At 71.8% G+C, this 26,542-nt stretch carries 26 protein-coding genes and 1 pseudogene; 19 read left to right on the plus strand and 8 right to left on the minus strand.

Annotated elements, in window-relative coordinates; translation table 11 throughout:
• From rimM to AB0B68_RS29080, 8 genes are all read left to right on the plus strand, one after another.
• Nucleotides 1–434, plus strand: a 434-nt coding sequence (gene rimM / locus AB0B68_RS29045) for a ribosome maturation factor RimM (RefSeq protein WP_357264085.1), incomplete at its 5' end; no start/stop codon positions are given.
• Between the two features lie 11 nt (nucleotides 435–445).
• Nucleotides 446–1,219, plus strand: coding sequence for a tRNA (guanosine(37)-N1)-methyltransferase TrmD (gene trmD / locus AB0B68_RS29050; protein WP_357205591.1), 774 nt, complete (start codon nucleotides 446–448; stop codon nucleotides 1,217–1,219).
• A 143-nt stretch (nucleotides 1,220–1,362) separates the two neighbouring features.
• Nucleotides 1,363–1,719, plus strand: a complete 357-nt coding sequence (rplS, locus tag AB0B68_RS29055; protein ID WP_088991045.1) for a 50S ribosomal protein L19 — start codon at nucleotides 1,363–1,365, stop codon at nucleotides 1,717–1,719.
• 183 nt (nucleotides 1,720–1,902) lie between these two features.
• The gene (gene lepB / locus AB0B68_RS29060) at nucleotides 1,903–2,772 is read left to right on the plus strand and encodes a signal peptidase I (protein WP_357205587.1); all 870 of its coding nucleotides are present in this window, start codon (nucleotides 1,903–1,905) and stop codon (nucleotides 2,770–2,772) included.
• 10 nt (nucleotides 2,773–2,782) lie between these two features.
• A complete protein-coding gene (gene lepB, locus AB0B68_RS29065) occupies nucleotides 2,783–3,418 on the plus strand; it encodes a signal peptidase I (RefSeq protein WP_357205585.1) in 636 nt (211 codons plus the stop codon).
• A 47-nt stretch (nucleotides 3,419–3,465) separates the two neighbouring features.
• Nucleotides 3,466–3,951 (plus strand): NUDIX domain-containing protein, encoded by a 486-nt coding sequence (locus AB0B68_RS29070; RefSeq protein ID WP_357205582.1) that lies wholly within the window; start codon nucleotides 3,466–3,468, stop codon nucleotides 3,949–3,951.
• Nucleotides 3,945–4,757, plus strand: coding sequence for a ribonuclease HII (locus tag AB0B68_RS29075; protein WP_357205579.1), 813 nt, complete (start codon nucleotides 3,945–3,947; stop codon nucleotides 4,755–4,757). Before AB0B68_RS29070 ends, AB0B68_RS29075 begins: the two co-directional genes overlap by 7 nt.
• On the plus strand, nucleotides 4,754–5,077 hold the full coding sequence (locus AB0B68_RS29080) for a DUF2469 domain-containing protein (RefSeq protein WP_007075222.1): 324 nt from the start codon (nucleotides 4,754–4,756) through the stop codon (nucleotides 5,075–5,077). Before AB0B68_RS29075 ends, AB0B68_RS29080 begins: the two co-directional genes overlap by 4 nt.
• Before the next feature lie 63 nt (nucleotides 5,078–5,140).
• Here AB0B68_RS29080 and AB0B68_RS29085 read toward each other — a convergent pair whose 3' ends face one another.
• Nucleotides 5,141–6,292 carry a sulfite oxidase gene (locus tag AB0B68_RS29085; protein ID WP_357264089.1) on the minus strand — a complete coding sequence of 384 codons (1,152 nt, stop codon included), beginning with the start codon at nucleotides 6,290–6,292 and terminating at the stop codon, nucleotides 5,141–5,143.
• 146 nt (nucleotides 6,293–6,438) lie between these two features.
• Here AB0B68_RS29085 and AB0B68_RS29090 point away from each other — a divergent pair, with 146 nt between their 5' ends.
• Both AB0B68_RS29090 and AB0B68_RS29095 read left to right on the plus strand, forming a co-directional pair.
• Nucleotides 6,439–6,885: a DUF4240 domain-containing protein gene (locus AB0B68_RS29090; protein WP_357264124.1), complete on the plus strand. Its 447-nt coding sequence runs from the start codon at nucleotides 6,439–6,441 to the stop codon at nucleotides 6,883–6,885.
• Between the two features lie 142 nt (nucleotides 6,886–7,027).
• Nucleotides 7,028–7,738 carry a M23 family metallopeptidase gene (locus AB0B68_RS29095; RefSeq protein WP_357264092.1) on the plus strand — a complete coding sequence of 237 codons (711 nt, stop codon included), beginning with the start codon at nucleotides 7,028–7,030 and terminating at the stop codon, nucleotides 7,736–7,738.
• On the opposite strand, the gene AB0B68_RS29100 is transcribed toward AB0B68_RS29095, so the two are convergent.
• The 5 genes from AB0B68_RS29100 to AB0B68_RS29120 form a co-directional block, all read right to left on the minus strand.
• Entirely contained in the window at nucleotides 7,672–8,853 is a 1,182-nt protein-coding gene (locus AB0B68_RS29100; RefSeq protein WP_357264095.1) for an aminotransferase class V-fold PLP-dependent enzyme, read from the minus strand. The two genes, AB0B68_RS29095 and AB0B68_RS29100, sit on opposite strands and share 67 nt — an antisense overlap.
• Nucleotides 8,854–8,929: 76 nt before the next feature.
• Nucleotides 8,930–9,916, minus strand: coding sequence for a tyrosine recombinase XerC (locus AB0B68_RS29105; RefSeq protein WP_357205568.1), 987 nt, complete (start codon nucleotides 9,914–9,916; stop codon nucleotides 8,930–8,932).
• A gap of 366 nt (nucleotides 9,917–10,282) precedes the next feature.
• Nucleotides 10,283–11,500 (minus strand): DNA-processing protein DprA, encoded by a 1,218-nt coding sequence (dprA, locus tag AB0B68_RS29110; protein WP_357264098.1) that lies wholly within the window; start codon nucleotides 11,498–11,500, stop codon nucleotides 10,283–10,285.
• Nucleotides 11,497–13,017, minus strand: coding sequence for a YifB family Mg chelatase-like AAA ATPase (locus AB0B68_RS29115; protein ID WP_357264101.1), 1,521 nt, complete (start codon nucleotides 13,015–13,017; stop codon nucleotides 11,497–11,499). Before AB0B68_RS29115 ends, dprA begins: the two co-directional genes overlap by 4 nt.
• A gap of 30 nt (nucleotides 13,018–13,047) precedes the next feature.
• On the minus strand, nucleotides 13,048–13,407 hold the full coding sequence (locus AB0B68_RS29120) for a YraN family protein (RefSeq protein WP_355005226.1): 360 nt from the start codon (nucleotides 13,405–13,407) through the stop codon (nucleotides 13,048–13,050).
• A 166-nt stretch (nucleotides 13,408–13,573) separates the two neighbouring features.
• Here AB0B68_RS29120 and AB0B68_RS29125 point away from each other — a divergent pair.
• The 8 genes and pseudogenes from AB0B68_RS29125 to AB0B68_RS29160 all read left to right on the plus strand — a co-directional run bounded on the left by AB0B68_RS29125 (nucleotide 13,574) and on the right by AB0B68_RS29160 (nucleotide 22,701).
• Nucleotides 13,574–14,675 (plus strand): annotated as a pseudogene (locus tag AB0B68_RS29125) (hypothetical protein).
• Nucleotides 14,676–14,958: 283 nt separating this feature from the next.
• The gene (gene rpsB / locus AB0B68_RS29130; protein WP_357205559.1) at nucleotides 14,959–15,858 is read left to right on the plus strand and encodes a 30S ribosomal protein S2; all 900 of its coding nucleotides are present in this window, start codon (nucleotides 14,959–14,961) and stop codon (nucleotides 15,856–15,858) included.
• A 134-nt stretch (nucleotides 15,859–15,992) separates the two neighbouring features.
• The gene (tsf, locus tag AB0B68_RS29135) at nucleotides 15,993–16,820 is read left to right on the plus strand and encodes a translation elongation factor Ts (protein WP_091400300.1); all 828 of its coding nucleotides are present in this window, start codon (nucleotides 15,993–15,995) and stop codon (nucleotides 16,818–16,820) included.
• A 161-nt stretch (nucleotides 16,821–16,981) separates the two neighbouring features.
• Nucleotides 16,982–17,749, plus strand: coding sequence for a UMP kinase (gene pyrH / locus AB0B68_RS29140; protein ID WP_030335195.1), 768 nt, complete (start codon nucleotides 16,982–16,984; stop codon nucleotides 17,747–17,749).
• An 84-nt stretch (nucleotides 17,750–17,833) separates the two neighbouring features.
• Nucleotides 17,834–18,391: a ribosome recycling factor gene (gene frr / locus AB0B68_RS29145; RefSeq protein ID WP_088946658.1), complete on the plus strand. Its 558-nt coding sequence runs from the start codon at nucleotides 17,834–17,836 to the stop codon at nucleotides 18,389–18,391.
• A 455-nt stretch (nucleotides 18,392–18,846) separates the two neighbouring features.
• On the plus strand, nucleotides 18,847–20,241 hold the full coding sequence (locus tag AB0B68_RS29150; protein ID WP_357200206.1) for a phosphatidate cytidylyltransferase: 1,395 nt from the start codon (nucleotides 18,847–18,849) through the stop codon (nucleotides 20,239–20,241).
• A 104-nt stretch (nucleotides 20,242–20,345) separates the two neighbouring features.
• Nucleotides 20,346–21,503, plus strand: a complete 1,158-nt coding sequence (gene rlmN / locus AB0B68_RS29155) for a 23S rRNA (adenine(2503)-C(2))-methyltransferase RlmN (protein ID WP_091400305.1) — start codon at nucleotides 20,346–20,348, stop codon at nucleotides 21,501–21,503.
• Nucleotides 21,504–21,534: 31 nt separating this feature from the next.
• Nucleotides 21,535–22,701 (plus strand): DivIVA domain-containing protein, encoded by a 1,167-nt coding sequence (locus AB0B68_RS29160; protein ID WP_357200209.1) that lies wholly within the window; start codon nucleotides 21,535–21,537, stop codon nucleotides 22,699–22,701.
• An 88-nt stretch (nucleotides 22,702–22,789) separates the two neighbouring features.
• Here AB0B68_RS29160 and AB0B68_RS29165 read toward each other — a convergent pair whose 3' ends face one another.
• Entirely contained in the window at nucleotides 22,790–23,011 is a 222-nt protein-coding gene (locus AB0B68_RS29165) for a DUF2631 domain-containing protein (RefSeq protein WP_036412111.1), read from the minus strand.
• Nucleotides 23,012–23,209: 198 nt separating this feature from the next.
• On the opposite strand from AB0B68_RS29165, the gene AB0B68_RS29170 reads away from it, so the two are divergent.
• On the plus strand, nucleotides 23,210–24,790 hold the full coding sequence (locus tag AB0B68_RS29170) for a Rieske 2Fe-2S domain-containing protein (protein WP_357200213.1): 1,581 nt from the start codon (nucleotides 23,210–23,212) through the stop codon (nucleotides 24,788–24,790).
• 118 nt (nucleotides 24,791–24,908) lie between these two features.
• On the opposite strand, the gene AB0B68_RS29175 is transcribed toward AB0B68_RS29170, so the two are convergent.
• The gene (locus AB0B68_RS29175) at nucleotides 24,909–26,504 is read right to left on the minus strand and encodes an NAD(P)/FAD-dependent oxidoreductase (RefSeq protein ID WP_357264105.1); all 1,596 of its coding nucleotides are present in this window, start codon (nucleotides 26,502–26,504) and stop codon (nucleotides 24,909–24,911) included.
• Between the last annotated feature and the right edge of the window lie 38 nt (nucleotides 26,505–26,542).

Here is a 26,542-nt window from a genome sequence, read left to right on the forward strand (position 1 = left end):
CGGGGGCGACACCCCCGCCGGCCAGCGATGAGCCCGGGGTGCCGTTCCGGGTTCCCGCGGAGCTGACCATCGAGGAAGCCCGCTTCCACCAGGGCCGGGTGCTGATCGCGTTCGAGGGCATCCCGGACCGCAACACCGCCGAGGCGCTGCGGGGGACGCTGCTCGTGGTGGACAGCGCCGACGTGACCCCACCGGACGACCCGGAGGAGTTCCACGACCACCAGTTGGTCGGGTTGGCCGTGGTGACCCCGGCCGGCGAACGCCTCGGCGAGGTCGCCCGCATCGACCACGCGCCCTCGTCCGACCTGCTGGTGCTGCGGCGCCCCGAGGGGCGTACCGCGTTGATCCCGTTCGTCCGGGCGATCGTTCCGGAGGTCGACCTGGCCGGCGGACGTGTGATCGTCGACCCGCCAGCCGGACTGCTCGACCTTTAGGACCAGCCCGCATGCGCGTCGACGTCGTGTCGATCTTTCCGGAGTACTTCGCCCCGCTGGACCTGTCGCTGATCGGACGGGCGCGGGCCAACGACGTACTCCAACTCGCCGTGCACGACCTGCGGACCTGGACCCACGACGTGCACCGCACCGTCGACGACACCCCCTACGGGGGTGGGCCGGGAATGGTGATGCGCCCCGAGCCGTGGGGTGAGGCACTGGACGCCCTCGCGCCGCTCGACGCCCCGCCGCCACGGCTGCTGGTGCCGTCGCCGGCCGGTGCCCCCTTCACCCAGGCCATGGCGTACGAGTTGGCGGCCGAGTCCCATCTGCTCTTCGCCTGCGGCCGCTACGAGGGGATCGACCAGCGGGTCCTGGCGCACGCCGCCACCCGGATGCCGGTCACCGAGGTCTCGCTCGGTGACTACGTGCTCTTCGGCGGCGAGGTCGCGGTCCTGGTGATGCTGGAAGCGGTCACCCGGCTGCTGCCCGGGGTGCTGGGCAACGCTGGCTCGTTGGACGAGGAGTCGCACGCGCACGGGCTGCTGGAGGCGCCGATCTACACCAAGCCGCCGAGTTGGCGTGGGCACGACGTGCCGGACGTGCTCCGCTCCGGTGACCACGGCAAGATCGCCCGCTGGCGGCGCGAGGAGGGCCTGCTGCGCACTGCCGCCCGCCGGCCGGATCTGCTGGCCGCGCTGCCGGCCGATCGGCTCGACAAACGGGACATCGCGGCCCTGGACCAGGCCGGATTTCAATCTCCACCGGGGGATGTGGCAAAGTAGGGGGGTTGCCGCATCCGTCCGCGCCCGCGGTCGGCTGCGAGGATCCCCGACCGGGGTCGGTCCGCCGATCACCACCCGGGAATCAGAATCACCCACCCGCGCACCGAGTGACGGTGCGCCGTGAGCCTTACGAGGACGCAGCGATGAACATCCTGGACGCCCTTGACGCCCAGTCGAAGCGGACCGACCTTCCCGACTTCCGGGCCGGTGACACCGTCAAGGTGCACGCCCGCGTCGTCGAGGGCAACCGGTCCCGTGTCCAGATCTTCCAGGGCGTCGTGATCCGCCGCCAGGGTGACGGTCTGCGCGAGACCTTCTCGGTCCGCAAGGTCAGCTTCGGTGTCGGCGTCGAGCGGACCTACCCGCTCAACGGCCCGGGCATCGACCGGATCGAGGTCGTGACCCGCGGTGCCGTGCGTCGCGCCAAGCTCTACTACCTGCGCGAGCTGCGCGGCAAGAAGGCCAAGATCAAGGAGAAGCGGGAGAAGCAGCCCAGCTGACTTCCCGCTCGCCACGCCGCCCGAGCTGCGCGTATGCCGTACCGACCAGAGCGCACTACGCTGGTCGGTACGGGCGCAGCGAGGCGGCGATCCCGCCCAGGTGGCGGGTAGTTGTCCACTACCGCCCGTGGGGCCTCGACGAGGCTCCCGGGCGGTGGTGTTTTCTGCGGACCGGGGAGTGGCGTGGTGCAGACGCTTGACGAGGACGGCACCGTCGATCCGTGGCGCCGACGGGCTCGCCGCACCCGCCGGCAGATGCCGCTCTGGCAGGAGTTGCCGCTGCTGCTGGTGGTCGCGTTCTGCCTCGCGGTGCTGATCCGCACCTTCCTGCTCCAGGCGTTCTTCATTCCGTCCGGCTCGATGGAGGACACCCTCCTCGTCGGTGACCGGGTGCTGGTCAACAAGGTCGTCTACGACGTTCGTGACCCGCTGCGCGGCGAGGTGGTGGTCTTCCGGGGCACCGACCGCTGGGCGCCGCAGGTCGACGAGCAGCCGAAGCCCGGCGTCGGCGGCCGGCTCGCCCGCACCGTCGGCGATCTGGTCGGGGTGAGCCGACCCGGTGAGAAGGACTTCATCAAGCGGGTGATCGGTCTGCCCGGTGACCGGGTCAAGTGCTGCGACAGCCAGGGCCGGGTGACCGTCAACGGCGTCCCGCTCAACGAGTCGTACGTCCTGCGGGACTCACCCCTGGACCTGCCACCCAACCCGGCGGAGTGTCGCTCCCGGCGCTTCGACGAGATCGTCGTGCCACCCGGTCAGATCTTCGTGATGGGTGACCACCGTGAGGTCTCCCAGGACGCGCGTTGCCAGGGGCCGGTGCCGATCGACAACGTGGTCGGCCGGGCCTTCATGGTGGTCTGGCCGTCGTCGCGGTGGAGCTCGCTGTCGGTGCCGTCCACGTTCGAGGACGTCTCCGGGCCGGCCACGGCGTCCCCCGGCGCGACTCCGGCGCGACCGACTCCGCAGGGCGGTGTGCTGCTGATGCTTCCGCTGGCAGCCGCGCTACGTGGTTCCCGCGCGTTCCGGACGGTGCCGTCCAGCCGGGCAACGTAGGCTCCTTTGCGTGATTGACGAGCAGACCGACAAGCCGCGCAGCTCCTTCTGGAAGGAGCTGCCGATCCTGCTGGGTGTGGCGATCCTGGTCGCGGTGCTGGTCCGCGCCTTCGTGCTGCAGACCTTCTTCATCCCCTCCCCGTCCATGGAGAACACTCTCAAGATCGATGACCGGGTGCTGGTCAACAAGCTGGTCTACGACTTCCGGTCACCGCACCGCGGCGAGGTGATCGTGTTCAAGGCACCGACCGCGTGGAGCGGCAACCCCGACGGTGAGGACTTCATCAAGCGGGTGATCGGCATCCCCGGTGACCACGTGGTCTGCTGCGACCCCGAGGAACGGTTGGTGATCAACGGCAAGTCGCTGGACGAGCCGTACATCTTCTCCATGGACGGGATTCGCGACAAGGCCGCCGATCAGGAGTTCGACATCACCGTGCCGGAGGGCCGGCTGTGGGTGATGGGCGACCACCGTTCCGCCTCCGGCGACTCACTGGAGCACTGGCAGCAGTCCCAGCAGGACATCACCGAGGCCACCATCCCCGAGAAAGATGTGGTCGGGCGGGCGTTCACCGTCTTCTGGCCGGTCAACCGGGCCACCTGGCTGACGGTGCCCGACGGGTTCGACGGCATTCCCAAGCCGTAGGCCGACGGGGCGTGGGCGATCCGCCGTCGGTCTGGCAGGCTGGTGCGGTGACCGTCTACACCCCTCGACGCGCGGCTCGCGTGCTGCTCGTCGACGCGGCCGGCAGGGTCCTGCTGTTCGAGGGCTTCGACCCGGCCCGACCCGGGCACCGATACTGGTTCACACCGGGCGGCGGGCTCGATCCGTTGGAGTCGCCGGCGGCGGGCGCGGCCCGGGAGTTGGCCGAGGAGACCGGCCTGCGGCTCGACCCGGCCCAGTTGGGCGAGCCGGTCTGGGCCGATGCGACCGAGTTTTCCTTCGACGGCACGTGGTACCGCCAGGAGCAGGATTTCTTCCTCTTCCGGGTGGACTCCTGGCAGGTGGACACCACCGGCTTCAACGACGTCGAGCGCCGCAGCATCGCCGACCACCGCTGGTGGGTTCCGGACGAGCTGGTGGCCAGCGGTGACCGGTTCTACCCGCCCGAACTGCCCGCCCTGCTGACCCGGCTGGGGCAGTCGACCGCCGCCGGCCAGGGCGGAGCGTCGTGCTGACCCCGCCGCGCACCGTGGTGCGCCGCGAGGCCGGCCTGTACGCCCTGGAGCGGGCGTTGCAGCGGCGTGGCTTCCGGCACGTCGCCGGCGCCGACGAGGCGGGCCGGGGGGCGTGTGCCGGTCCGCTGGTCGCCGCCGCGGCGGTGCTGCCCGAGGGGCGGCGCGGCGAGATCGAGGGGCTGGCCGACTCGAAGCTGCTCACCCCGGCCAGCCGGGAACGGGTGTACGCGGAGGTGGTGGACCGCGCGCTCGCGTACGCCGTTGTGGTGATCCCGGCCGAGGAGGTCGACGCCCGGGGTCTGCACGTGTGCAACCTGGCCGCGATGCGCCGGGCGCTCGCCTCGCTCACCACCCGCCCGGAGTACGTGCTGACCGACGGGTTCGGCGTGGACGGCCTGGGCGTGCCCGGTTTGGCGGTGTGGAAGGGCGATCGGGTGGCCGCGTGTGTGGCGGCCGCCAGTGTGCTGGCCAAGGTCACCCGGGACCGGCTCATGGTGGAGTTGGACGGGGTGTTCCCGGCGTACGGCTTCGCCGAGCACAAGGGCTACATCACCCCGGAACACTCGGCCGCGCTGCGGGAGCACGGGCCGTGCCGGGAGCACCGGTTCTCGTACGTCAATGTCGCCGCGGTCTCCGGCCGCGACGGCCGGCCGCCGCGCGCCCGACGGCCCGGCGGCCACGGCCCGGACGAGCCGATGGAGCGCTCGTGGGCGTCAGGGGGTACCGTCGGCGTGGCGTTGGGCGAGCAGCCTCGGCCTCAGACGCCGGTGGGGGAAGATGTGGCCATGGAAGGCGGAGTGCGATGAGCGCGGAAGATCTCGAGAAGTACGAGACCGAGATGGAGCTGCAGCTCTACCGGGAGTACCGCGACATTGTCCGCCAATTCTCCTACGTGGTGGAGACGGAGCGTCGGTTCTACCTGGCCAACCAGGTTGACCTGCACGTGCGTAACTCCGACGGCGAGGTCTACTTCGAGGTCGAGATGCACGACGCCTGGGTATGGGACATGTACCGTCCTGCCCGCTTCGTGAAGAACGTCCGGGTGATGACCTTCAAGGACGTCAACGTCGAGGAGCTCGAGAAGCCCGACATCTCACTGCCCGCCGACTCTGGCTTCGGCGGCTGAGCGCACCCGAACCGCTGGGCCGTGCCACGGGCCCCCCACCCGTGGCCTGACACCCGCCGCCGATCACTCGGCCGGCACCACGACCTCGACCCGCTGCACCATGTTGTTGGCGAAGCCGCCACGGTTCCACTGTTGCTCGACCGGCTGGGTCCGCCCGGACGCGTCGGTCGCCCGCGCGCCAAGCACGTACCGGCCGGGGGTGGCGACCCACTCGTGCCGCCAGCGCCGCCAGGCGAAGTCCCCCGCGTCCCCCGCGTCCCCCGGGTCCAGCTCGGCCTGCGCCCAGTTCCGCCCGCCGTCGGTGGTCACCTCCACGGCGACCACCGGGGCGTGCCCCGACCAGGCCCGACCATCCAGCGTGCACGGGCCCTGTCGCAGCACCCGACGACGGGACATGAAGTCGGGGAAGCCGGGCGGACGGACCAGCGCCCGTGGCTCGATCCGGGTGACCGGCACGCCCGGGTCGTCCGCGTCGCGACGTACGCGGTAGGCCACCGCGTTCTGGTACCCCTCGAACGGCTCGGTCCGCAGCTCGATCGAGTGGAGCCACTTCACGTGGGCCATCCCGTACCAGCCCGGCACGATCAGCCGCAGCGGCGCGCCATGCTGCGGCAGCAGGGGAGCGCCGTTCATCTCGTACGCCAGCAGCACCTCGTCGCGCAGCGCGTCCGCGACCGGAAGCGCCCGCTGGTAGTCCTGCTCGATCCCACGCTCCACACCGTGATCGGCGCCGGTGAAGACCACGTCCACCGCGTCCGGGTCGACGCCCGCCTCCCGCAGCAGCGGAGCGAGGGGGGTGCCGGTCCACTCCGCGTTGCCGACCGCCTCGACCAGCCAGGGCTGGCTGACCGGTCGAGGGTGCAGCAGGGCTCGCCCGTTGCCGGCGCACTCCAGGGTCACCTGCCGGGTGACGCGGGGCCGCTCGCGCAGGTCGGCGAGGGTGACAGTCAACTGACTGTCGACCGCGCCGCCGATGGTCAGTGTGTGCGTCTCCGGGTCGAGCTCCGGGATGTCGTAGTGGATCAGCAGGTAGTGCAACCCGGCCGGGGTGACGTCGTAGCGCAGCGCCTCCAACGGGATGCCGTGGTTGCGGGCCGCGAGTCGCAGCTCCTCGGCGCTGATCGTCTCGTCCGGCTCCGCGAGCCGGGACGGGCCGCTCACGTCGGCCACCGTGGGCCCGGTGAGGGACGACGTCCGGTCATCGAGAGTGGTCATGCGGCCTCCCCGGCACCGACGGCGGCACCCGCCGTACGCGGCCCAGCCTAGGCCCTGCGTGGCGGCCCGAGAACGACACCGGAGCTACGGCCGCGTGGGGGTGGTGAGTCGGTACCGGTTCGTCCGAGTGACCATTGAGGGTTGTGATGATTGCGGATGAGGAATTCTGGCGGCTCGTCGCGGTGCTGGGCGGCCGGCCCGAGGCGCACGACGACGGGCCGTACGAGCGGTTGACCGCCGTGCTGGCGGAAGAGCCGGTGGAGCGGATCATCGGCTTCGCGGAGGCGCTCGCGTTCACGCTCTACCAACTGGACCGTCGGGTGCTCGCTCAGACCGTCCTTCCCGGCGGCGACCGTCTGTCCGATGACAGTTTCCTGTACGCCCGTTGCGCGGTGGTGGTGGCCGGACCGGCGGCGTTCGATGCCGTACTGGTCGATCCGGCGGCGTTCGCGCGCTTCACCACCGACGAGGCCGCCCACGCGGAATCGCTTCTTGACGTCCCGTCCAACGCCTACCAGAAGGCGACCGGGCAGGAGTGGGAGCACGTCGAGGAGTACGACTACGAGACCGGGTCCAACGAACAGTGGTGGTGACCTGGTCTGTCAGGCGTCGGCCCAACGTCCGGGCATAGCAGATCATCGAGGGCGTCGGGTGGTCGTCCACAGCGCCTCCGGTTGTCCACAGCCTCGTCGGCCGGGCTGGCGGACGACCCGGCGTCGGCCGGAGGCTGCCGTCATGCGACAGCCCTCCGTCCGTTCGATCCGCCGCACCGTGCTGCTCTGCGCCGCGCTCCCGCTCGCGCTGACCGTCCAGCTCTGCGGGCTGGCGGTGCTGGTGGCGGCGGTGCCCGGCCAACCCCCGACCCCGACCGTGCCGGTCGCGGCCCTGGGGGAGCCGATCGTCGCCCCGACGCCCGCCGGGCGGTTCCGGTGGCCGCTTGACGGGCCGCCTCGTCCCGTGCGCCGGTTCGACCCGCCGCCGCGACCGTGGCTGCCCGGCCATCGCGGCGTCGACCTGGCCGCTCCCGCCGCAGCGGTGGTGCGGAGCGCCGGGCCGGGCACCGTGCTCTTCGCCGGTCTGGTGGCCGGTCGACCGGTGGTCACCGTGGGGCACGCCGACGGGCTGCGGACCACCCACGAGCCGGTCCGACCCGGTGTACGCCCCGGCCAGCCGGTCACCGCCGGCGCGCCGCTGGGCGAGTTGCTGCCCGGGCATCCGGGGTGCCCGGCCGAGGCGTGCCTGCACTGGGGCCTGCGCCGGGGCGAGGAGTATCTCGACCCGCTGGCCCTGCTCGGCCTCGGCCCGGTGCGCCTGCTCCCGGTCGGCCCGGTGTCGGCTCCCGGCCGTCCGGAGCAGCGTCTGCTCCCCGATGCGATCCGTCAGCGCTGGGCGAGCAGTGCCGGCAGCCGTGCGGCCAGCCGTTCGTACTCGTCGGTGGTGTTGTAGACCTGGCCGGTGAGCCGCAGCCACCCCCGGCCGTTCCAGCTCATCACCGCCACCTCGGCGGCGAGCCGCTCACCGATCCGCGCCTGCAACGCCCGCGCCGCGTCGATCGTGGTGCCAGTGCCGGCCGGCAGCGGGATGAGGCGCAGAGCCACCCCCGGCCCGCCGGGGTCGGGCAGATCGGCGGGAGCCACCCCCAGGGCGTCCCCCACCACCCGCTGGCCGTACGCGGCGAGCGCCGCGTTGTGGGCCCGCACCCGGTCGACGCCGAGACTGCGCATCGTGAACAGGCCCGCCGGGGCGGCCAGCCAGGACGTGTAGTCGAGCGTGGCCTGCCACTCGAGCCGGGCCGGGAAACCCGACTCCTGCTCCCAGGACACCACCAGCGGCTCGATCCGGTCCCGCCACTGCGGTGCCACAGCCAGCAGGGCGGTCCCACGGGGTGCGAACGCCCACTTGTGCAGGTTGCCCACCCAGAAGTCCGCGCCGATGTCGGCCACCGAAATGGGCAGCATGCCCGGGGCGTGCGCGGCGTCCACCAGGACCGGCACGCCGTGTTCGCGGGCCACCCCGACGACGGCGGCGGTCGGAAAGAGCTTCGCGGTGGCCGAGGTGAGCTGGTCGACGACGAGCAACCGGGTCCGCCCCGGGCGCAGGCCGGCGCGGATGCTCTGCACGATCTGCTCGTCGGTGGCGGCCAGGGGGATTGGCAGGACTCGGCTGACCGCGCCGGTGCGGCGGCACTCGCGCTGGATCGCCAGGCTCACCGCCCCGTACTCGTGGTCGGTGCTCAGCACCTCGTCGCCGGCCTTGAGACCAATCGACTGGAGCACCACTGCGACGCCGGTGGTGGTGTTGCCCACCAGGGCGCTGCCGTCCGGGTCGGCGCCCAGGAACCCGGCGAGGTGCCGCCGGGTGTGTGCGATCCGGTCCACCAGCCCCTGGGTGAAGAAGCGCAGCGGGTTCGCCTCCATCTCGTCGCGCAGCCGCTGCTGGGCGCGCTGCACGTTGATCGGCACCGCGCCGAACGAGCCATGGTTGAGGTGGCTGACCGCCGGGTCCAGGGAGAAGAGCAGGCGGGCGCCCGGGATCGGCTCAGGAGGATTCGGGACGCTCACCTGATGATCGTAACCGCCACGCTCGCGCGCCTGCGGCCCTTGATCAGGGCGGGCGTGCGTGCTCTCCGGCCCTTGATCAGGCGCGCGGGTGCGCCTGCCGGTAGGCGGTACGCAGCCGCTCGACCGAGACGTGGGTGTAGATCTGCGTGCTCGCCAGCGACGAGTGGCCGAGCAGCTCCTGCACTGCGCGCAGGTCCGCGCCACCCTCCAGGAGGTGGGTGGCAGCGGAGTGGCGCAGATCGTGCGGGCTGGTCGGGGGCAGCCCGGCGGCCTCGGCGTACGCACCGACAACCTGACGGGCGGTCGTCGGGTTGAGCCGACCACCTCGCGCACCCAGCAGCAGCGCCTCGCCGGAGCGGGCGCCCACCATCACCGGGCGGCCCCGGCGCAGCCAGTCGTCCAACGCCCGCTGGGCGGGCACCCCGTACGGCACCGAGCGCTCCCGCCCGCCCTTGCCGAACACCCGGATCACCCGTCGGCCGTGGTCGACGTCCCCGACGTCCAACCCACAGGCCTCGCTGACCCGTACGCCGGTGGCGTAGAGCAGCTCCAACAGCACCCGGTCCCGGAGCGGAAGCGCCTCGACGGCTTCGTTCGGGCCCGACTCGGCTGGCGGGTTCGGGGGAGGTGCCTGCCGGGACGGCGCCTCGACCAGAGCGGCGGCCTGATCGGCGCGCAGCACGCTGGGCAGATCCCGGTGCGCGCGAGGGCTGGCCAGCGCGGCGCCCACGTCGGCGGGGAGCAGGCCGGCCCGGTGTGCCCAGGCGCTGAATGCCCGCGCTGACGCGGCCCGCCGGGCCAACGACGTGCGGGCCGCACCCGTGGTGCGCTGCCGCGCCAGCCAACTGCGCAGCACCGACAGGTCCAGCTCGGCGAGGTCGACGCAGCCCATCCGGACGGCGTGGTCGAGCAGCGAGACCAGATCGGTGACGTACGCGCGGACGGTGTGCTCCGAGCGGTTACGCACCCGGGACAGGTGCTCGGCGAAGTCGTCGACAGCGTCGCGCAACGCTGGCGGGAGTGCCTGGTGCATGGCCCGGGTGCCCCGGTCCGGTCGGCTCATCGTGGCCGCGCCGACGTACCGGCCGGTTCCTCGGCCCCGGCACCCTCACTGACGGCTGACACGGCACCAGCCTACGGCCGGTCCGCGGCCGCCACCGCACACGACGCTGCCGGGCGTCCACCCCCGACTAGCGGCGGTTGTTCCTCTTGCTCAGCAACACGACCAGGCCGACAACGAGCACGGCGGTCACGACGAGACAGAAGAGCACGCTGATGTGCCACGGCTTGATTGCACCCATGAGCGGGCACGGTACCGGCAGTGTCGGCTGGTCGGGATCCCGACGGCGAGAGGCTGGCCGGGATCCGACCGCGAGAGGGCGCGGGTATCCGGACGACCACGCCGGCCAGGTTGCGGTGACGCACCCCTTCAGGCGACAGGCCGACCGGACGTCTCCGCCGCCGCACGCTGCTGTCTGGCGGGTGCGGCGAGGGCGTAGCCGTCGTCACGACGGACCACCATGGACAGTTCCTCCAGCAGCGACAGCTTGCGCAACGCGGTCCGTAGGTCGACGCCGGCGCGCGCGGAGAGCCGGTCCACGCCCATCGCGCCACGGCGGGGCAGCGCCTCCAGCAGCGACCGCGCGTCGTCGTCCAACGCGTCGGTGGCCCGCTGCGGTCCACGCGCCAGCGGGGCCAGGTCCGCGCCGATCCGACCCACCTCCTCCAACACGTGCGCCACCCCGGTGACCAGCCGGACCTTGTCGGGGAACTCGCGCAGGAACTCGTGCGCGCCGACGGACATCGCCGAGGTCACCGGCCCCGGCACCACCATGGCCACCCGATTGGCGTGGACGGCTCGCCGCGCGGTCTGCGTCGCGCCACTGCGCGCCGACGCCTCCACCACGACGGTGCCCCGGGTGCCTGCGGCGATCACCCGGTTGCGGATCAGGAACCGGGGCCGCAGCGGCTCGGCACCGGGCGGCCACTCGCTGACCAGCAGCCCCGTCTCGGCGATCCGGTCGAAGAGCGCGGCGTTGCCCATCGGGTACGGACGGTCGAGCCCGCAGGCGAGCACCGCGACGGTCAGACCGCCAGCGGTGAGTGCGCCCCGGTGGGCGGCGGCGTCGATGCCGAACGCGCCACCGGACACTATTGTCCAGTCCCGCTCCGCCAAGCCGTACCCCAGCTCGGTCGCGACGTGCTGCCCGTATCCGGTGGCCGCCCGCGCCCCGACCACGGCCACCGAACGATCCAGAGCCTCGCCGAGCGGCCAGCTCCCGCGCACCCAGAAGCACAGCGGCGGGGCGGTCTCAGCGTCCACCCGGCGGCTGACGTCCGGCAGCCGCAACGCGGCCAGGCTGGCGACCTGGGCCGGCCACTCCTCGTCGTCCGGCGTGACCAGACGGGCACCCAGTCGGTCCGCCCGCTCCAGGGCCTCCGTGGCCACTGCCCGCGCGTCGCCGGCCGCCGAGCGTGCGGCGACAGTGGTGTGCAGCCAGCCGTCCGGGCTGCCCCCGTCGAGCAGCAGTTCCAGGGTTTCCACCGGACCGTGCCGTTCGACCAGGTGATGCACAGCGCGCGTGCCCGGCTCCGCCAACCAGGTCAGGGCGACCCGGGCCAGCCGTCGTTCCTCCTCGGCGCTCATGCCGCCTCCCCCGTCCGTAGTTGAAGCGCCTCCCGGACGTCGTCCTGGTCAGGTCGGTCGCGGCCGTCGAGGTCGGCGATGGTCCAGGCCATCCGGATCACCCGGTCGAAGCCGCGCGCCGACAGCGAGCCGGAGTCGAGCCGGCCCCGCAGCTCCACTGTGACCCGGGCCGGCAGCCGCCACGGCGGTCGGCGCAGGTGCGGCCCTTCCACCTCGGCGTTGAGCCGTCGGCCGAGGTCTGCCCAGCGGCTGACCGCCGCCTGCCGGGCCGCCGCCACCCGGGCAGCGACCGTCGCCGAGGGCTCGACACCGCCGTCGGTCGCCATCAGTTCGGCCGCCCGCACCGGCATCAGCCGCACCTGGACGTCGATCCGGTCGAGCAGCGGCCCGGAGAGCCTTCCCAGGTAGCGGCGGCGAGCCAGCGGCGAACACTCGCAGTGCGCGTCGCCAGCCGGTTTCGCGCACGGACACGGGTTGGCAGCCAGCACCAGCTGGGTCCGGGCCGGATAGACGGTGCCGCCCCCGCTGCGGCTCAGCTGGATGCGGCCGTGCTCCAGCGGCTGGCGCAGCGCCTCCAGCGCACCCTTGCTGAACTCGGGAGCCTCATCCAGGAAGAGCACCCCGCGATGCGCCAGCGACACCGCGCCGGGTCGGGCCAGCCCCGAGCCACCCCCGACCAACGACGGAATGGTCGCGGTGTGGTGCGGCGCCTGGAACGGCGGGCGACGCAGCAGCCGACCACCCGGCGGCAGCAGCCCGGCGACCGAGTGCAGCGCGGTGACCTCCAGCGCCGCGTCGTCGTCCAGTTCGGGCAGGATCGACGGCAGTCGTTCGGCGAGCATTGTCTTGCCGGCCCCCGGTGGGCCGAGCAGTGCCACGTGGTGCCCACCGGCCGCGGCGACCTCCAAGGCGCGCCGACCCAGCTGCTGCCCGGCGACGTCGGCGAGATCCGGCCCACCGCTCAGCGGCTCCGGGATGTCCGCCGGTGGTTCGATCAGCGGGGTCCCGTCCCGAACGAAGGCGACGAGCCGGTGCAGGTTGTCCACCGCTCGCACCCGTACGCCGGGGATGACGGCGGCCTCGGCGGCGTTGCCGACCGGGACGATCACCCGCGCGACGCCGGCCTGGGCTGCGGCGGCGACCATCGGGAGTACGCCGCGCACCGGCCGGACCGTCCCGTCGAGCCCCAGCTCGCCGAGGACCACCACTCCCTCCAGTGGGAGCAGCGGCAACTCACCCGAGCCGCCCAGCAGCGCTGCGGCGATGGCCAGATCGAAGGCCGACCCGAACTTCGGCAGCGTGGCGGGCAGCAGGTTGAGGGTGATCCGCCGGTTGGGCCAGCGCTGGCCGGAGTTGACCACAGCGGCGCGGACCCGGTCGCGGGCCTCGTGCAGGGCGGTGTCCGGCAGCCCGGAGATCACCACCGCCGGCAGGCCGGCGGCCAGGTCGGCCTCCACCTCGACGAGGTGTCCGGTCACGCCGACCAATCCCACGCAGAGCACCTTGGCGTAGCTCACGGCACATCACCGATCCTCCGGGTAGGCATGTCAGAACGCGCCCTTGAGGTGGTCGACCTGCGCCGGACCGGCGTCGGGGAGCCGCACCGACAGCACGTCGAAGCGCACCTCCTCGGCGGTCGTGCCGGTCTCGGTCAGCCACCGCGCGGCGAGCCCCCGCAGCCGGCGGGCCTTGGCCGGTACGACCGCCTCGGCCGGGGTGCCGAAGCCCTCACCCCGGCGGGTCTTCACCTCGCAGAAGGCGAGCACGGGCCCGTCCCACGCGATGATGTCGATCTCCCCGGCCGGGCAGCGCCAGTTTCGGGCGATCGGGCGCAGCCCCGCCTCGGTCAGGTGCCGGGCCGCACACTGCTCGCCGTACGCGCCAACCGCCTGGTTCCGCTTCGTCATGGCCGGCACGGTGCCCGCCGGAGGGTGGTCGTCGCGACCCGGCAGCAGCCCACCTGTGGACAACAGGGGTGCTGTGGACAGTCGGACGATCATGCCCGCGCTGTGCTACGGAGCCACCCGTGTCTACGCTGCCCCGACGATCGAGGGCCCGTTCGGCGGGGTTGAAATGGCGCGGGCGTGGCCGGTCGCATACGGTGCCTGACGTGGACGGACGACGGAGTTTCCCGGAAGATCAGGAGTCGCGCTGGTACCCCGACGAGCGGGGTCGCGGTTACGGCGAGTCGGATTGGCGTGGCGCGGGCGAACCGCGGTACCGGGACGGTGAGATCCCCGAGCCGCGTGGCGCTGAAGACGGCCGCTCCGTCGAGGACACCGGCGTCGGCCGCCGCCGCGAGCCGGACTCGGGACGCTTCGGTGCCGTCGACGAGAGCCGCTTCGGTACGCCGGAGTCGGATTCGGGTCGCCTGAGCGCGGTGGACGTGGGCCGCTTCGGTACGCCCGAGTCGGACTCGGGTCGCTTTGGCGCCCTGGACGCTCAGACCGGTCGGCTCGGCGCGAGCGAGGCTGATTCGGGGCGTTTCGGCGCGGTCGACCCGTTGGGTGTGGCGCGGCCGGAGGCGGACGGTTACCGGGCCACGCGGTCGCGGCGGGCGGACCGGGACCCGTCGGAGACCTCCGGAGAGCTACCCGGACGCCGAGCCGCCCGAGAGACGACCACGGCGGGATCTCCGGTGACCAGCGCAGTGCCGGAGACCACCCGCGACAGCACGTCGACAGCGCCGGCCGGCGTGCTCGCTGACCAGGCTCGTCCCGCTCCGCTCGGCGGGTACCCGATCATCGAGCCGACCCGGGGTGGCGTCGACACGCCGCACCCGCTGGAGATGCCGACCGGCCCGATGCCCGGGATCGGCCCGCGACCCGACCTGCCCGCAGGTGAGCCATCGGTGTATCCGCCGGCCGCCGACGGCGTCTATCGGACCAGGCGACCGGTGCTGGCCGTACTCTTCGCCCTGTTGGTGTTGGTCTTCGAGGTCCCCGCGTTGCGGGTGCTGCTCGCGGGTGTGACCGGCGACCCGGTGGACGCTGGAAACGTGGTGGTGGGTATCGCCCTGGTTGCCGGACTGCCGATCTTCGCGACCGGGCTGTACGGGCTACGAACCGGAGGTCTGGCGCTCTCCGACAACGGTCGGGGCTGGCTGCGCCCACCGACGGCCTACCTGACCGTCGGCCTGGTGCTCTTCGTGGCCGCCGCGCTCGCCGCCGGCTGACCCGGCCCGCGTAACTCGCGCGAGAGAGCGGCGGGGCGGCGGGGCGGCGGAGCAGCACGCCACGCGCACCCCGGGGCAGCTGAACGGGTGAGGGGCGTACACTGGCCAACTGGCGACCGCCTCGTGCGGTCGACCTCGCGTGCCCTCTTCACGAATCGTCGTGGAGCGACGGCCTCCCTGGTCCCGATCTTGATCGGGTCCACCATGGGTCGGCGACCAGGCACCAGGACGCCCGGCCACCGGCCGGACGTGACAACCAGGGACCTTGAGGAGTACCCCAACCATGGCCGTCGTGACCATGCGTCAGCTGCTGGAGAGCGGTGTCCACTTCGGGCACCAGACCCGGCGCTGGAACCCGAAGATGAAGCGCTTCATCATGACCGAGCGCAACGGCATCTACATCATCGACCTGCGCCAGACCCTCGAGTACATCGAGAAGGCGTACGAGTTCGTGCGTGGGACCGTCGCCGAGGGCGGCAGCATCCTGTTCGTCGGCACCAAGAAGCAGGCCCAGGAGGCGATTGCCGAGCAGGCGACCCGGGTCGGCCAGCCGTACGTCAACCACCGCTGGCTCGGTGGCATGCTGACCAACTTCCAGACCGTTTACAAGCGGCTCCAGCGGATGAAGGAGCTGGAGGGCCTGGGCGACCTCAGCGGCACCGCCGCCGGTTACACCAAGAAGGAGACCCTGCAGCTCTCCCGCGAGAAGATCAAGCTGACCCGCACCCTCGGTGGCCTGCGGGACATGCAGAAGCTTCCCGCCGCGGTGTGGATCGTCGACACCAAGAAGGAGCACATCGCCGTCGACGAGGCCCGCAAGTTGGGCATCCCGGTGATCGCGGTGCTGGACACCAACTGTGACCCGGACGAGGTCGACTTCCCGATCCCGGGTAACGACGACGCGATCCGCTCGGCGGAGCTGCTGACCAAGGTCGTCGCCGCCGCCGTCGCGGATGGTCTGATCGCGCGCTCCGGCCGTCGCCGGGGCAACGACGAGAAGCCCGAGGGTGTCGCGAGCGACGAGCCGCTGACCGAGTGGGAGCGCGAGCTGCTGGAGCCGAAGAAGGCCGACGAGGCCGCACCGGCCGAGCAGCCCGCCGCTGCCGCCACCGAGCAGCCCGCCACCCCGGAGCAGCCCGCGCAGGCCGCCACCGAGCAGCCGGCGGCCGCCACCGCGGAGTGATCGCACCGTCGCTGCCCCGCCGTCCGTTTTCGCGGACGGCGGGCAGCGACGGTACGCCGGGCACTATCGGCCCGGATCCGGGTAACCGGCACCTCTGACCATCCACACGCCGTCTCAACATCGAAGAGAGAGCCATGTCCCAAATCACCGCCGCGGACGTCAAGAAGCTCCGCGACCTCACCGGCGCCGGCATGATGGACAGCAAGAAGGCGCTGACCGAGGCCGAGGGCGACTTCGACAAGGCCGTCGAGATCCTGCGCGTCAAGGGCGCCAAGGACGTCGGCAAGCGGGCCGGCCGTACGGCCGCGAACGGCCTGGTCGCCCACTCTGGCAAGGCGCTGCTCGAGCTCAACTGCGAGACCGACTTCGTCGCCAAGACCGAGTCGTTCATCGCGCTGGGCCAGCAGCTGGTCGAGCACGGTGAGCGCGCCGGCGTGAACTCCGCCGAGGAGCTGCTCGCCTCCGAGCTCGACGGCAAGGTCATCGCGGACCTGATCCAGGAGCAGTCCGCCAAGATCGGCGAGAAGCTGGTGCTCAACCGGTTCGCCCGGGTCGAGGGCACCACCGCCGTCTACCTGCACCGCAAGGCCCAGGACCTGCCTCCGGCCGTCGGCGTGCTGGTGTCGTACACCGGCAAGACCGACGAGGCCGGCGACGCCGACGCCCGTGGTGTGGCGATGCAGATCGCCGCGATGCGGCCGAAGTACCTCACCCGGGACGAGGTTCCGGCCGAGGTCGTCGAGTCCGAGCGGCGCATCGCCGAGCAGACCGCCCGCGAGGAGAACAAGCCCGAGGCGGCCCTGCCGAAGATCATCGAGGGTCGGGTCAACTCCTTCTTCAAGGACTTCGTCCTGATCGAGCAGTCGTCCGTCTCCGACAACAAGAAGTCGGTGAAGCAGCTGCTGGCCGAGGCCGGCATCGAGGTCACCCGCTTCGTGCGGTTCGAGGTCGGCCAGGCCTGAGCCGCCACCGGGCGCCACGCGCGCCCGTGGGCAGAAGACGTCAACGAGGAGGCCGCCGGTGTACGTGACAGGCACCGCGGCCTCCTCGTCACATAGGGTCGGCAGCGGCAGGTTCGCGGTACGCGCCGCACGGGGCGTGCGCGTGGGGAAGGGCGGGGCGGATGACGCAGGTTGTGAGTGACCGGACGCTGGAGCTGGACGATCCGACGGCACCGCCGCCGGGGCGCGCCCGCCGGGTGGTGCTGAAGCTCTCCGGTGAGGTCTTCGGTGGCGGCGCGATCGGCGTCGACCCGGACGTCGTCCAGGCCATCGCCCGGCAGATCGCCACAGTGGTCCGCCGCGGCGTGCAGGTCTCCGTGGTGGTCGGCGGAGGCAACTTCTTCCGCGGCGCGGAGCTGCAGAAGCGTGGGATGGACCGGGCCCGCGCCGACTACATGGGCATGCTCGGCACGGTGATGAACTGCCTCGCGCTCCAGGACTTCCTGGAGAAGGAGGGCATCGAGACCCGGGTGCAGAGCGCCATCACGATGGCCCAGGTCGCCGAGCCGTACATCCCGCTGCGGGCCATCCGGCACCTGGAGAAGGGCCGCGTGGTCATCTTCGGCGCCGGCGCCGGGATGCCGTACTTCTCCACCGACACGGTGGCCGCCCAGCGGGCGCTGGAGATCCGGGCCGACGTGGTGCTGATGAGCAAGAACGGCGTGGACGGCGTCTACACCGCCGACCCGCGGATCGACCCCACCGCCAGTAAGCTCGACTCGATCACCTTCTCCGAGGTGCTGCGCCGCAACCTGCGGGTGGCCGACGCGGCGGCGTTCAGCCTCTGCATGGAGAACGGCCTGCCGATGCTGGTCTTTGGCGCGCAGGGTGACGACACCATCATCCGCGCGGTGGGTGGCGACAAGATCGGCACCCTGATCACCGCCTGAGTCCCGCCCCATCGGCGACGACGACAGCGGTCTGACGACTTTCAGCAGAGCCCACCACGAGCACAGAAGGAGGCGAGGAGACCGGTGATCGACGACACCCTCCTCGAGGCCGAGGAGAAGATGGAGCGTGCGGTTGAGCACGCCAAGGAGGAGTTCGGCGCCATCCGTACCGGTCGCGCCAACGCCGCCATGTTCTCCAAGGTCATCATCGACTACTACGGCACGCCCACGCCGCTGACGCAGATGGCGTCCATCGCGGTCCCCGAGCCGCGGATGGCCATCATCAAGCCGTACGACAACTCGCAGATCAATGCGATGGAGAAGGCGATCCGCGACTCGGACCTCGGGGTGAACCCGAACAACGAGGGCAACCAGCTGCGCATCCTGCTCCCGCAGATGACCGAGGAACGCCGCCGCGACATGATCAAGGTGGCTCGGCACAAGGGCGAGGAGGCCAAGGTGGCGATCCGCAACGTCCGCCGCCGTGGCAAGGAGGAGCTGGACCGGATCGTCAAGGACGGCGAGGCCGGCGAGGACGACGGCCGCCGCGCCGAGAAGGAACTCGACGACCTGACCCAGCGGTACGTGGCCAGCATCGACGACCTGGTGAAGCACAAGGAAACCGAGCTGCTCGAGGTGTGACCCATGCTCCGAGGCCCGTTCCCGACGTCGGGAACGGGCCTCGTTCCATTCCTGGGTCAGCAGGGGATCCAGACGGTCCTGGTGCTCTCGGCGAACTGCTCGCCAGTGTCCAGCGCGCGGCACCAGCGGACCACGCCGGGTGGGTTCGCTCAGTAACCGATCGCGCACCGGACAAGTCGGATCGACGGCTGCGGATTGCCTGCTGTCTGCCGTACCGGATGGGTGTGCGTCGCTGGCCGGCGGGCCGGGGGCGCCGGGTGGCGTCGGTGGGCGTGCCTCGTCCGCCGTGCCGATCCGGCGTGTGCAGTAGGCTCGGCAGGATTCCCGGCCACCGGGTGGTGAACACCGGGGATCGACCGACCGTCGGGGCGGTCAATCGGAGGAACATCGCACGTGTAGGGGATGCTTGTGGTCTTGCGTCATGTGGTGGTTCTCGTGCCGCTTCGCGGTGCGTGATGTCCCACCCCGACCCCTACGGCAGCGAGCCTCGCGGCTGGGACCGGCCGGAGCGCCCGGTGGCGCTGCCCTGGCCGGACCAGGACCTGGAGGCCGGCCAGTGGAGCCGCCGTCCGGCCGCCGGCCCTGAGCTGTACGCCGATCCGCACGCCCGGCCGTCCGCTGAACCGTGGCCCGCGGACCCGTACGACGAGCGTGGCCGCCCGGTCCGCCCGGACGACCGTTTCGACGACCGGGACCGGCACGTCGACGACCGCAACCAGCCCGACCGGTACGACGACCGGGGTCGCGGTGACCGCTACGGCGACCGCGCGCCCGCCGGTGCGGACGGTGCCCCCTCCCGCGGCGGCCTCCCGCCGTTCGACGAGCCCGGCCGGTACAACGGCCCGGGACCGTTCGACGGGCCGTTCCGTCATGACGACGACGCCGATTACCCGACCACGCAGTTGGCGCCCATCGGGGCCGAGATCGGGCCGGATCCGGAGCCGGTTGTGGATCCGGAGCCGACGACCGGTCGACGGTCGAAGGGGCGACGTCGGGCCAGCCTCGACCGACCGGCCACCCAGCAGGTGGGCACCGGGCGGGCGGGGCGCAACCTGCCCGCGGCGATCGGGGTCGGGCTCGGCCTCGGCGCGTTGATCGTGGTGCCGCTGGCCTTCTATCCGTTGGCCTTCCTGCCGGTGATCGCCGCCGCGGTCGCCGTCGGCACCTGGGAGATGGCCCGCGCGGTGCGACGCAGCGGCGCGCACCCTCCGCTGGTGCCACTGATCGCCGGCGGCGTGTTGACGGTGGGCCTGGCCTGGTACGCCGGCCCGGACGCGCTCAGCCTGGGGCTGCTGGTCACCGTGCTGGGCACCATGGTCTGGCGGTTGGGTGACGGGCCGGCCGGCTTCCAGCGGGATCTCACAGCGGCCACCCTGATCGCCGTCTACGTGCCGTTCCTCGCCGGTTTCGCGGCGTTGCTGGCGGCGGCCCCCGACGATGGGCATCTGCGCATCCTGGCCACGCTGATCGGGGTGGTCCTCTCCGACACCGGTGGGTACGCGGCCGGGGTCTCCTTCGGCAAACACCCGATGGCCCCGTCGATCAGCCCGAAGAAGTCCTGGGAGGGCTTCGCCGGCTCGGTCACCGCGGCGGCCCTGGGTGGCGCGTTGCTGCTGTGGCTGATGTTCGAGGTGGCCCCCTGGTGGGGCGCGCTGTTCGGGGTGGCCGTCTCCTGCGCGGCGGTCCTCGGCGACCTGGCCGAGTCGATGATCAAGCGGGATCTCGGCGTGAAGGACATGAGCAACCTGCTGCCCGGCCACGGCGGTCTGATGGACCGGCTGGACTCGATCCTGTTCGCGGTGCCGACGGCCTACCTGCTGTTGGCGGTTTTCGTGCCGGTGGTGAGCTGAGGTATGAATCACGGCGTCCCGGTCATCCGGCTCCGGCGGTCGCGACCCGTTCGACACCTCCGGACCGGCAGCCGCCGCCGACGGCGTGACACACTGGACCAGCCATGACGAGCCTGCCCTTGATCCCCGCCATCTCGGTCGCCCCCGCCGCGCGCCGGGCCTCCATGCCCCCTCAGCACCTCGCTGACCTGGACCTGGCCGGTCGCCAGGCGTTGGTCACCGGGCTGGGTGAGCCGGCCTTCCGCGCCAAGCAGGTCTCCAACCACTACTTCGGGCGGTTGGTCCGCGACCCGCAGGCGATGACCGATCTGCCCGCGGCGACCCGGGAGCGGCTGGCCGACCAGTTGCTGCCGACCTTGCTCAACCCGGTGCGTGAGCTGGCCTGTGATGACGGCGCGACCCGCAAGGCGCTCTGGCGGCTGCACGACGGCGCGCTGGTGGAGAGCGTGCTGATGGGTTACCCGGACCGGGTGACCGTCTGCATCTCCAGCCAGGCGGGCTGCGGCATGGCCTGTCCGTTCTGCGCGACCGGTCAGGCCGGGCTCACCCGCAACCTGTCGACGGCGGAGATCGTCGACCAGGCGGTCTACATGGCCGGGGTGGCGGCCTCCGGCGTCGTGGCGGGTTCCCCGCCGAGGCTTTCGCGCGTCGTCTTCATGGGCATGGGCGAGCCGCTGGCCAACTACAACCGGGTGATCGCGGCGATCCGTCGGCTGGTCAGCCCGGCTCCGGAGGGTCTCGGCCTGTCCCAGCGGCACATCACCGTTTCCACGGTTGGCCTGGTTCCGGCCATCCACCGACTGGCCAGCGAAGACCTCTCAGTGACCCTTGCGTTGTCGTTGCACGCGCCCGATGATGATCTGCGCGACGAACTCGTGCCGGTAAACCAGCGCTGGAAGGTAGCCGAGGTGCTGGACGCAGCGTGGGACTACGCCGCCCGGACGGGCCGCCGCGTGTCGATCGAGTACGCGATGATCAAGGACGTGAACGACCAGCCGTGGCGAGCCGACCTGCTCGGGCGGCTGCTGGCCGGCAAGTTGGCCCACGTGAACCTCATTCCGCTCAATCCGACGCCGGGCAGCCGCTGGGACGCGAGCCCGAAGCCGGTCGAGCGGGAGTTCGTCCGGCGGTTGCGCGACGCCGGGGTGTCCACCACAGTTCGGGACACCCGAGGTCGCGAGATCGACGGCGCGTGTGGCCAGCTTGCCGCTGCCGAAGACAACGACACCAACACCGACCGCGCCGGAGAGGCACCGGCGTGACCGGGCGTGGCGAACGAGACCAGGAGACATAGTGGCGAGTCAGGGTCAGCGTTTCCGGCGCAAGGCGCTCCGCCGGGGATACAAGGTCGACGAGGTGGATGCCTTCCTCGACCGGGTCGAGGCGACGCTCGACGGCCGACAGGTCGGTGCCCCGGTGGCCTCCCAGGAGGTTCATGACGTCGTCTTCCGGGTCCGCTTCAACGGCTACGACGAGTGGCAGGTCGACCTGCACCTGGACCGGGTCGAGCGGCAGCTGGCCGAGCTGGAGGAGCGCAACAGCGCCGGACGCGGCGGCGACCCCCGGATGGGTGACCGGATGGGCCCACCGGACCGGCTGGGTCCGCCGATGCGTGATGACCGCGGCATGGTCCCGCAGCCGATGCCGCCCCGGCCGATGCCCGCGCAGCCCGGCCCGCCCTACGGTCGCTACGACGAGCCGACCGGTGCCTTCGCCGGTGGGTACGACGCCCCCCGCGGCGGTGGTTACGACGCGCCACGTGGCCCGGCCGGCCCGCCGATGGGTCCCGGTGGCCAGATGGGCCCCGGCCCGATGGGTGGCCACGGCATGCCGCAGCGCGGCCTGCCCGCCGGTCCCAGCGGGTACGGCCCCCCGGACGACCAGCGCTCACCCGGTGGCTACGGCCCGGATGATCAGCGCGGCGGGTACGGCCAGGACGACCAGCGCGCGCCCGGCGGTTATCCGCCGCCGCCGGAGGAGCCGCGCTTCGACGGCTTCGAGGCAGGGCGGCACGGTCGCGCCGACATGACGGCCGAGATCCGGATGCCGGAGCGGGATCTGCGCGACATGCGCCGTGGTCCGGCCGGTCCGCCTCCGCTGCCGCAGCCGGGCATGGGTGGCCCGCCGATGGCCGGTCCGCCGTCGATGGCTGGTCCTCCTGCGGTGGCCGGTCCGCCGATGGGTGGTCCTCCGATGGCCGGTCCGCCCGGCAGCGACCTGTACCGGGTCGACCAGATCCGTCGCAGCTTCCAGGTGCGCCGGTTCGGCAGCGGGTACGACCCCGACCAGGTGGACCGGTTCTTCGACACCCTGCTCGGTGGCATGCAGCGCCGCAACCCGATGCCGGTCGACCCGAAGGACCTGGACACGCTCCGGTTCGGCCTGGTGCCGGGTGGCTACTTCGAGGCCGAGGTCGACGCCGCACTGAAGGACGTGCAGGACATTCTCTTCGGGCGCTGACCCCCTACGCGATACGGACGAGGGCCCGTCCCCCAGGTGGGGGCGGGCCCTCGGCGTACGTCGGCCGGTCGTCCGGCGGTGGGTCGGGTCAGGAGCGCAGACCGCTGCGCCGCAACACGATGTCGCCGATCACGATGATCAGCAGCAGCGCGGCCAGGCCGATCAGCCAGATGTCCTCGACCCTGCCCTCGTGGTTGCCGCAGATCATCGCCAGCAGCGCCAGTGCGGACAGCACGGCGCCGATCTGCCCGGCCTTGCGGTGCCCGGGCTTGTGCTGGTCTGGCGACGTTACCGGCTCGCTTCCTGCCACTGTCGGTCCTTCCCTCGCGATCGGATCTTTGGTTAGTCTGGCACGCCTCGTACGCGGTGCGGTGGGGTGGGGGTTTCCTGGCCATCGGCCCTGCCCCACCCGGGCTGGATGGCACTACCGGCGTCGCGGGGCGGCGGTCAGACTCGCTCCGGTAGCGTTTGGCGTACACCTGATTGTCTGTTTGAGGGGGACTGTGCGGTGCGAGTGACCGGAACCGGGCACGCCAGCATGCGGATCGACACGGCTGCGGGCAGCATCCTGTGCGACCCGTGGGTCAACCCGGCCTACTTCGCGTCGTGGTTTCCGTTCCCCGACAATTCACTGCTGGACTGGGAGAGTCTGGGTCAGGTCGACTACCTGTACGTCTCCCACCTGCATCGGGACCACTTCGACGCGAAGCACCTGCGCGACTTCATCTCGAAGGACGCCACGGTCCTGCTCCCCGAGTTCCCCACCTCGGAGATGGAGGACGAGTTCCGGGCGCTGGGCTTCACCAAGTTCCTGAAGGCGCCCAACGAGCAGGTGGTGGAGCTGCCCGGCGGCCTGAAGATCATGATTCAGGCGTTGACCAGCCCGACCGACGGGCCGATCGGCGACTCCTCGCTCTGGGTCGAGTACGACGGGGTGCGGCTGCTCAACCAGAACGACGCCCGCCCCACCGACCTGAGCGTCTTCGCCGAGCTGGGGCACGTGCACGCGCACCTGCTCCAGTTCTCCGGTGCGATCTGGTACCCGATGGTCTACGAACTTCCGCAGGCGGCGAAGACCGCGTTCGGTAAGCAGAAGCGTGACCGGCAGTTCGACCGGACCTGGCGCTACATCGACGACCTGAAGGCCGACCACGTCTTCCCGATCGCCGGCCCGCCGTGCTTCCTGGACGACGCCCTGTGGCAGTTCAACGACATCCACGGCGACGAGGGCAACATCTTCCCCGACCAGTCCGTCTTCCTGTCGGAGTACGCAAAGGTCGGCGGCACCAACGGGATCGTGCTGCTGCCGGGCAGCGTCGCCGAGGTCACCACCGAGGGCGCGAGCACCACCCACCCCGTGCCGGTGCAGGAGTTCTTCGCGAACAAGGTCGCGCACCTGGAGGAGATGCGGGAGCGCAAGCGCCCGATCATCGAGGCGGAGAAGGCGTCCTGGCGGCACCCCGAGGTGGACGTGCTCGGCGAGATGAAGCGTCGGATCGAACCGCTGCTCGACGAGTCGATCTACCTGGCCAAGGGGGTCGGTGGCCCGGTCCGTTTCGACCTGGTGGGGTACGACGGCGAGAGTGTCGAGTCGATCGTGGTGGACTTCCCCGGCAAGGAGGTCCGGCCGTACGCGGACGAGAAGGTGCGCTACCGGTTCCGGACCGAGCGCTCGCTGATCGAGCACCTGCTCTTCATCGACGAGGTGGACTGGGTCAACTCGCTCTTCCTGTCCTGCCGGTTCTCGGCGGCCCGGATCGGCCAGTACAACGAGTTCGTCTACGCGTTCTTCAAGTGCCTCTCCGAGGAGCGGCTCCAGTACGCCGAGGGCTGGTACGACGAGCACGAGCGCAGCACCGACGCCGAGGACATCACGTTGGGCGACTGGGTGGTGCAGCGGCGGTGCCCGCACCTGAAGGCGGACCTGACTCGCTTCGGCATCGTCGACGGTGACCAGCTCACCTGCCAGTTGCACGGCTGGCGCTTCGACCTGCCCAGCGGCCGCTGCCTGACCAGCGTCGGGCACAAGGTGCGAGCCCACCGGGTGGACGCGGAAACCCCCGCCCCGGCCGGCGAAGCAGTGATCTGACCCCCGCCCCACCGGCGCTCCCACCGCCCACCCCCGTTGATCATGAAGTTATTGCCAGCTGCTGCGGCGTGTCGCGGCAATAACTTCATGATCAACTGCCTGGCGGGGTGGGACGCGGTCAGCGGCCGAGGTCGGTGAGGATGCGGCGGGCGGCGTTGTGGCCGGCCGCGCCGATGACGCTGCCGGCCGGGTGGCAGCCGGCGCTGCCGGCGTACACACCGTCGACGCCGGTGGCGTAGGGCATCCGGTCGGTGAACGAGACGGTGTTGTCGACGTGGTGGATGTGCCCGCCGGTGATGCCGAAGTGCTCCTCGATGCCGGGCGGCGGCAGCGGCACCGCGTCGGCGATCAGCTCGGCGGTGCCGGGGGCGTACCGCTCGACGATCCCGAGCAGCCGGTCGACGTAGCCGGGCAGCTCCGCGTCCCAGGTGGTGCCGGCCAACTCGTAGGGGACGGACTGGACGAAGAGCGCCGACGAGTGGTGCCCGGCGGCGTCGGAGAGCGACGGGTCGACAGTGGTGTGCAGGTACCACTCGATGGTGGGCTCCGCCGGCAGCAGCCCGGCCTGCACGTCCGCCCACATGGCGCGCAGCGCGGTCATCGGTGAGGCCTCCGCCCCGCCGACCAGCGACGCCGACCCTGGCAGCAGGTGGATGGTCGAGCCGAACGGGCTGGGCGTGCCGTCCGGCAGGCAGGAGAACCGCGGCAGCCCGGTGAGCGCCAGGTTGAGCTTGAGGGTGGTGCCGGGCCGACGGACCGCCGCCATCCGTTCGCCGAGCCGCGCCGGGAGCGCGCCGTCGGGCAACAGGTCCATCAGCCGGTACGGGTCACACGCGCCGAGCACCACCCGGGCGGCGACCTCCCGACCGTCGGCCAGCACCACTCCGCTCGCGGCGCCGCCGTCCATGGTCACCGCGCGGACCGGCGTACCGGTCAGGATTGTCGCTCCGGCGGCGCGCGCGGCCTCGGCGAAGGTCCTGGAGACGGTGCCCATCCCACCCTCGGCGATCATCCAGGTGCCGCCGGAGCCGGGCAGTCGGCACATGTTGTGCACGAGGAAGTTGTGGCCGGTGCCGGGGTCGTCCGGGCCGGCGTTGAGCCCGGACAGGCCGTCGGTGACCGCGTACATGCTGACCAGTAACTCCGAGCGGAACTCGAACCGGGCCAGGTAGTCGGCGACCGAGCCCTGCACGAGGTCGACGAAGACCTGGCGCAGCGCCGGACGGACGTGCCGCTCGGCGGTCTCCTGGACGCTCATCGGCTCGGCCAGCCAGGCCGGGGCGAGGTCTTCCCGCAGCGCGGCCAGCTCGGCCTGCATGGCGTCGTCGGCGGCCACGTCGGCGGGGGAGAAGAACTCGGCGAGCTGCGCCCGGGTGGCGGCGGTGTCACTGCCGAAGAGCAGGTACGGCGAGCCGAGGCCGCCCGGGGTGGGGAGGAAGTAGTGCGGGTCCCGGCGCAGCACCGGGATCCGTACGTCGAGCGTGGCGAGCAGCTCCGGGGGCATCAGCCCGAGCAGGTACGACCCCGTGGAGTGGCGCAGCCCCGGCACCTTCGGGAACGGGTTCTCGGTGCGGGTCGCGCCGCCGATCACGTCGGCTGCCTCCAGCACGAGGACGTCCAGGCCGGCCCGGGCCAGCAGGACAGCGGAGACCAGACCGTTGTGCCCGGCACCGATGATCACGACGTCGGCGCGGGCCGGAATCTCACTGCTCATGCCGCGGCAGCCTAGTCCGCCCCACCACCCCAGGTCAC

It is taken from the genome of Micromonospora sp. NPDC049049 (assembly GCF_040649115.1).
GTDB lineage: Bacteria > Actinomycetota > Actinomycetes > Mycobacteriales > Micromonosporaceae > Micromonospora.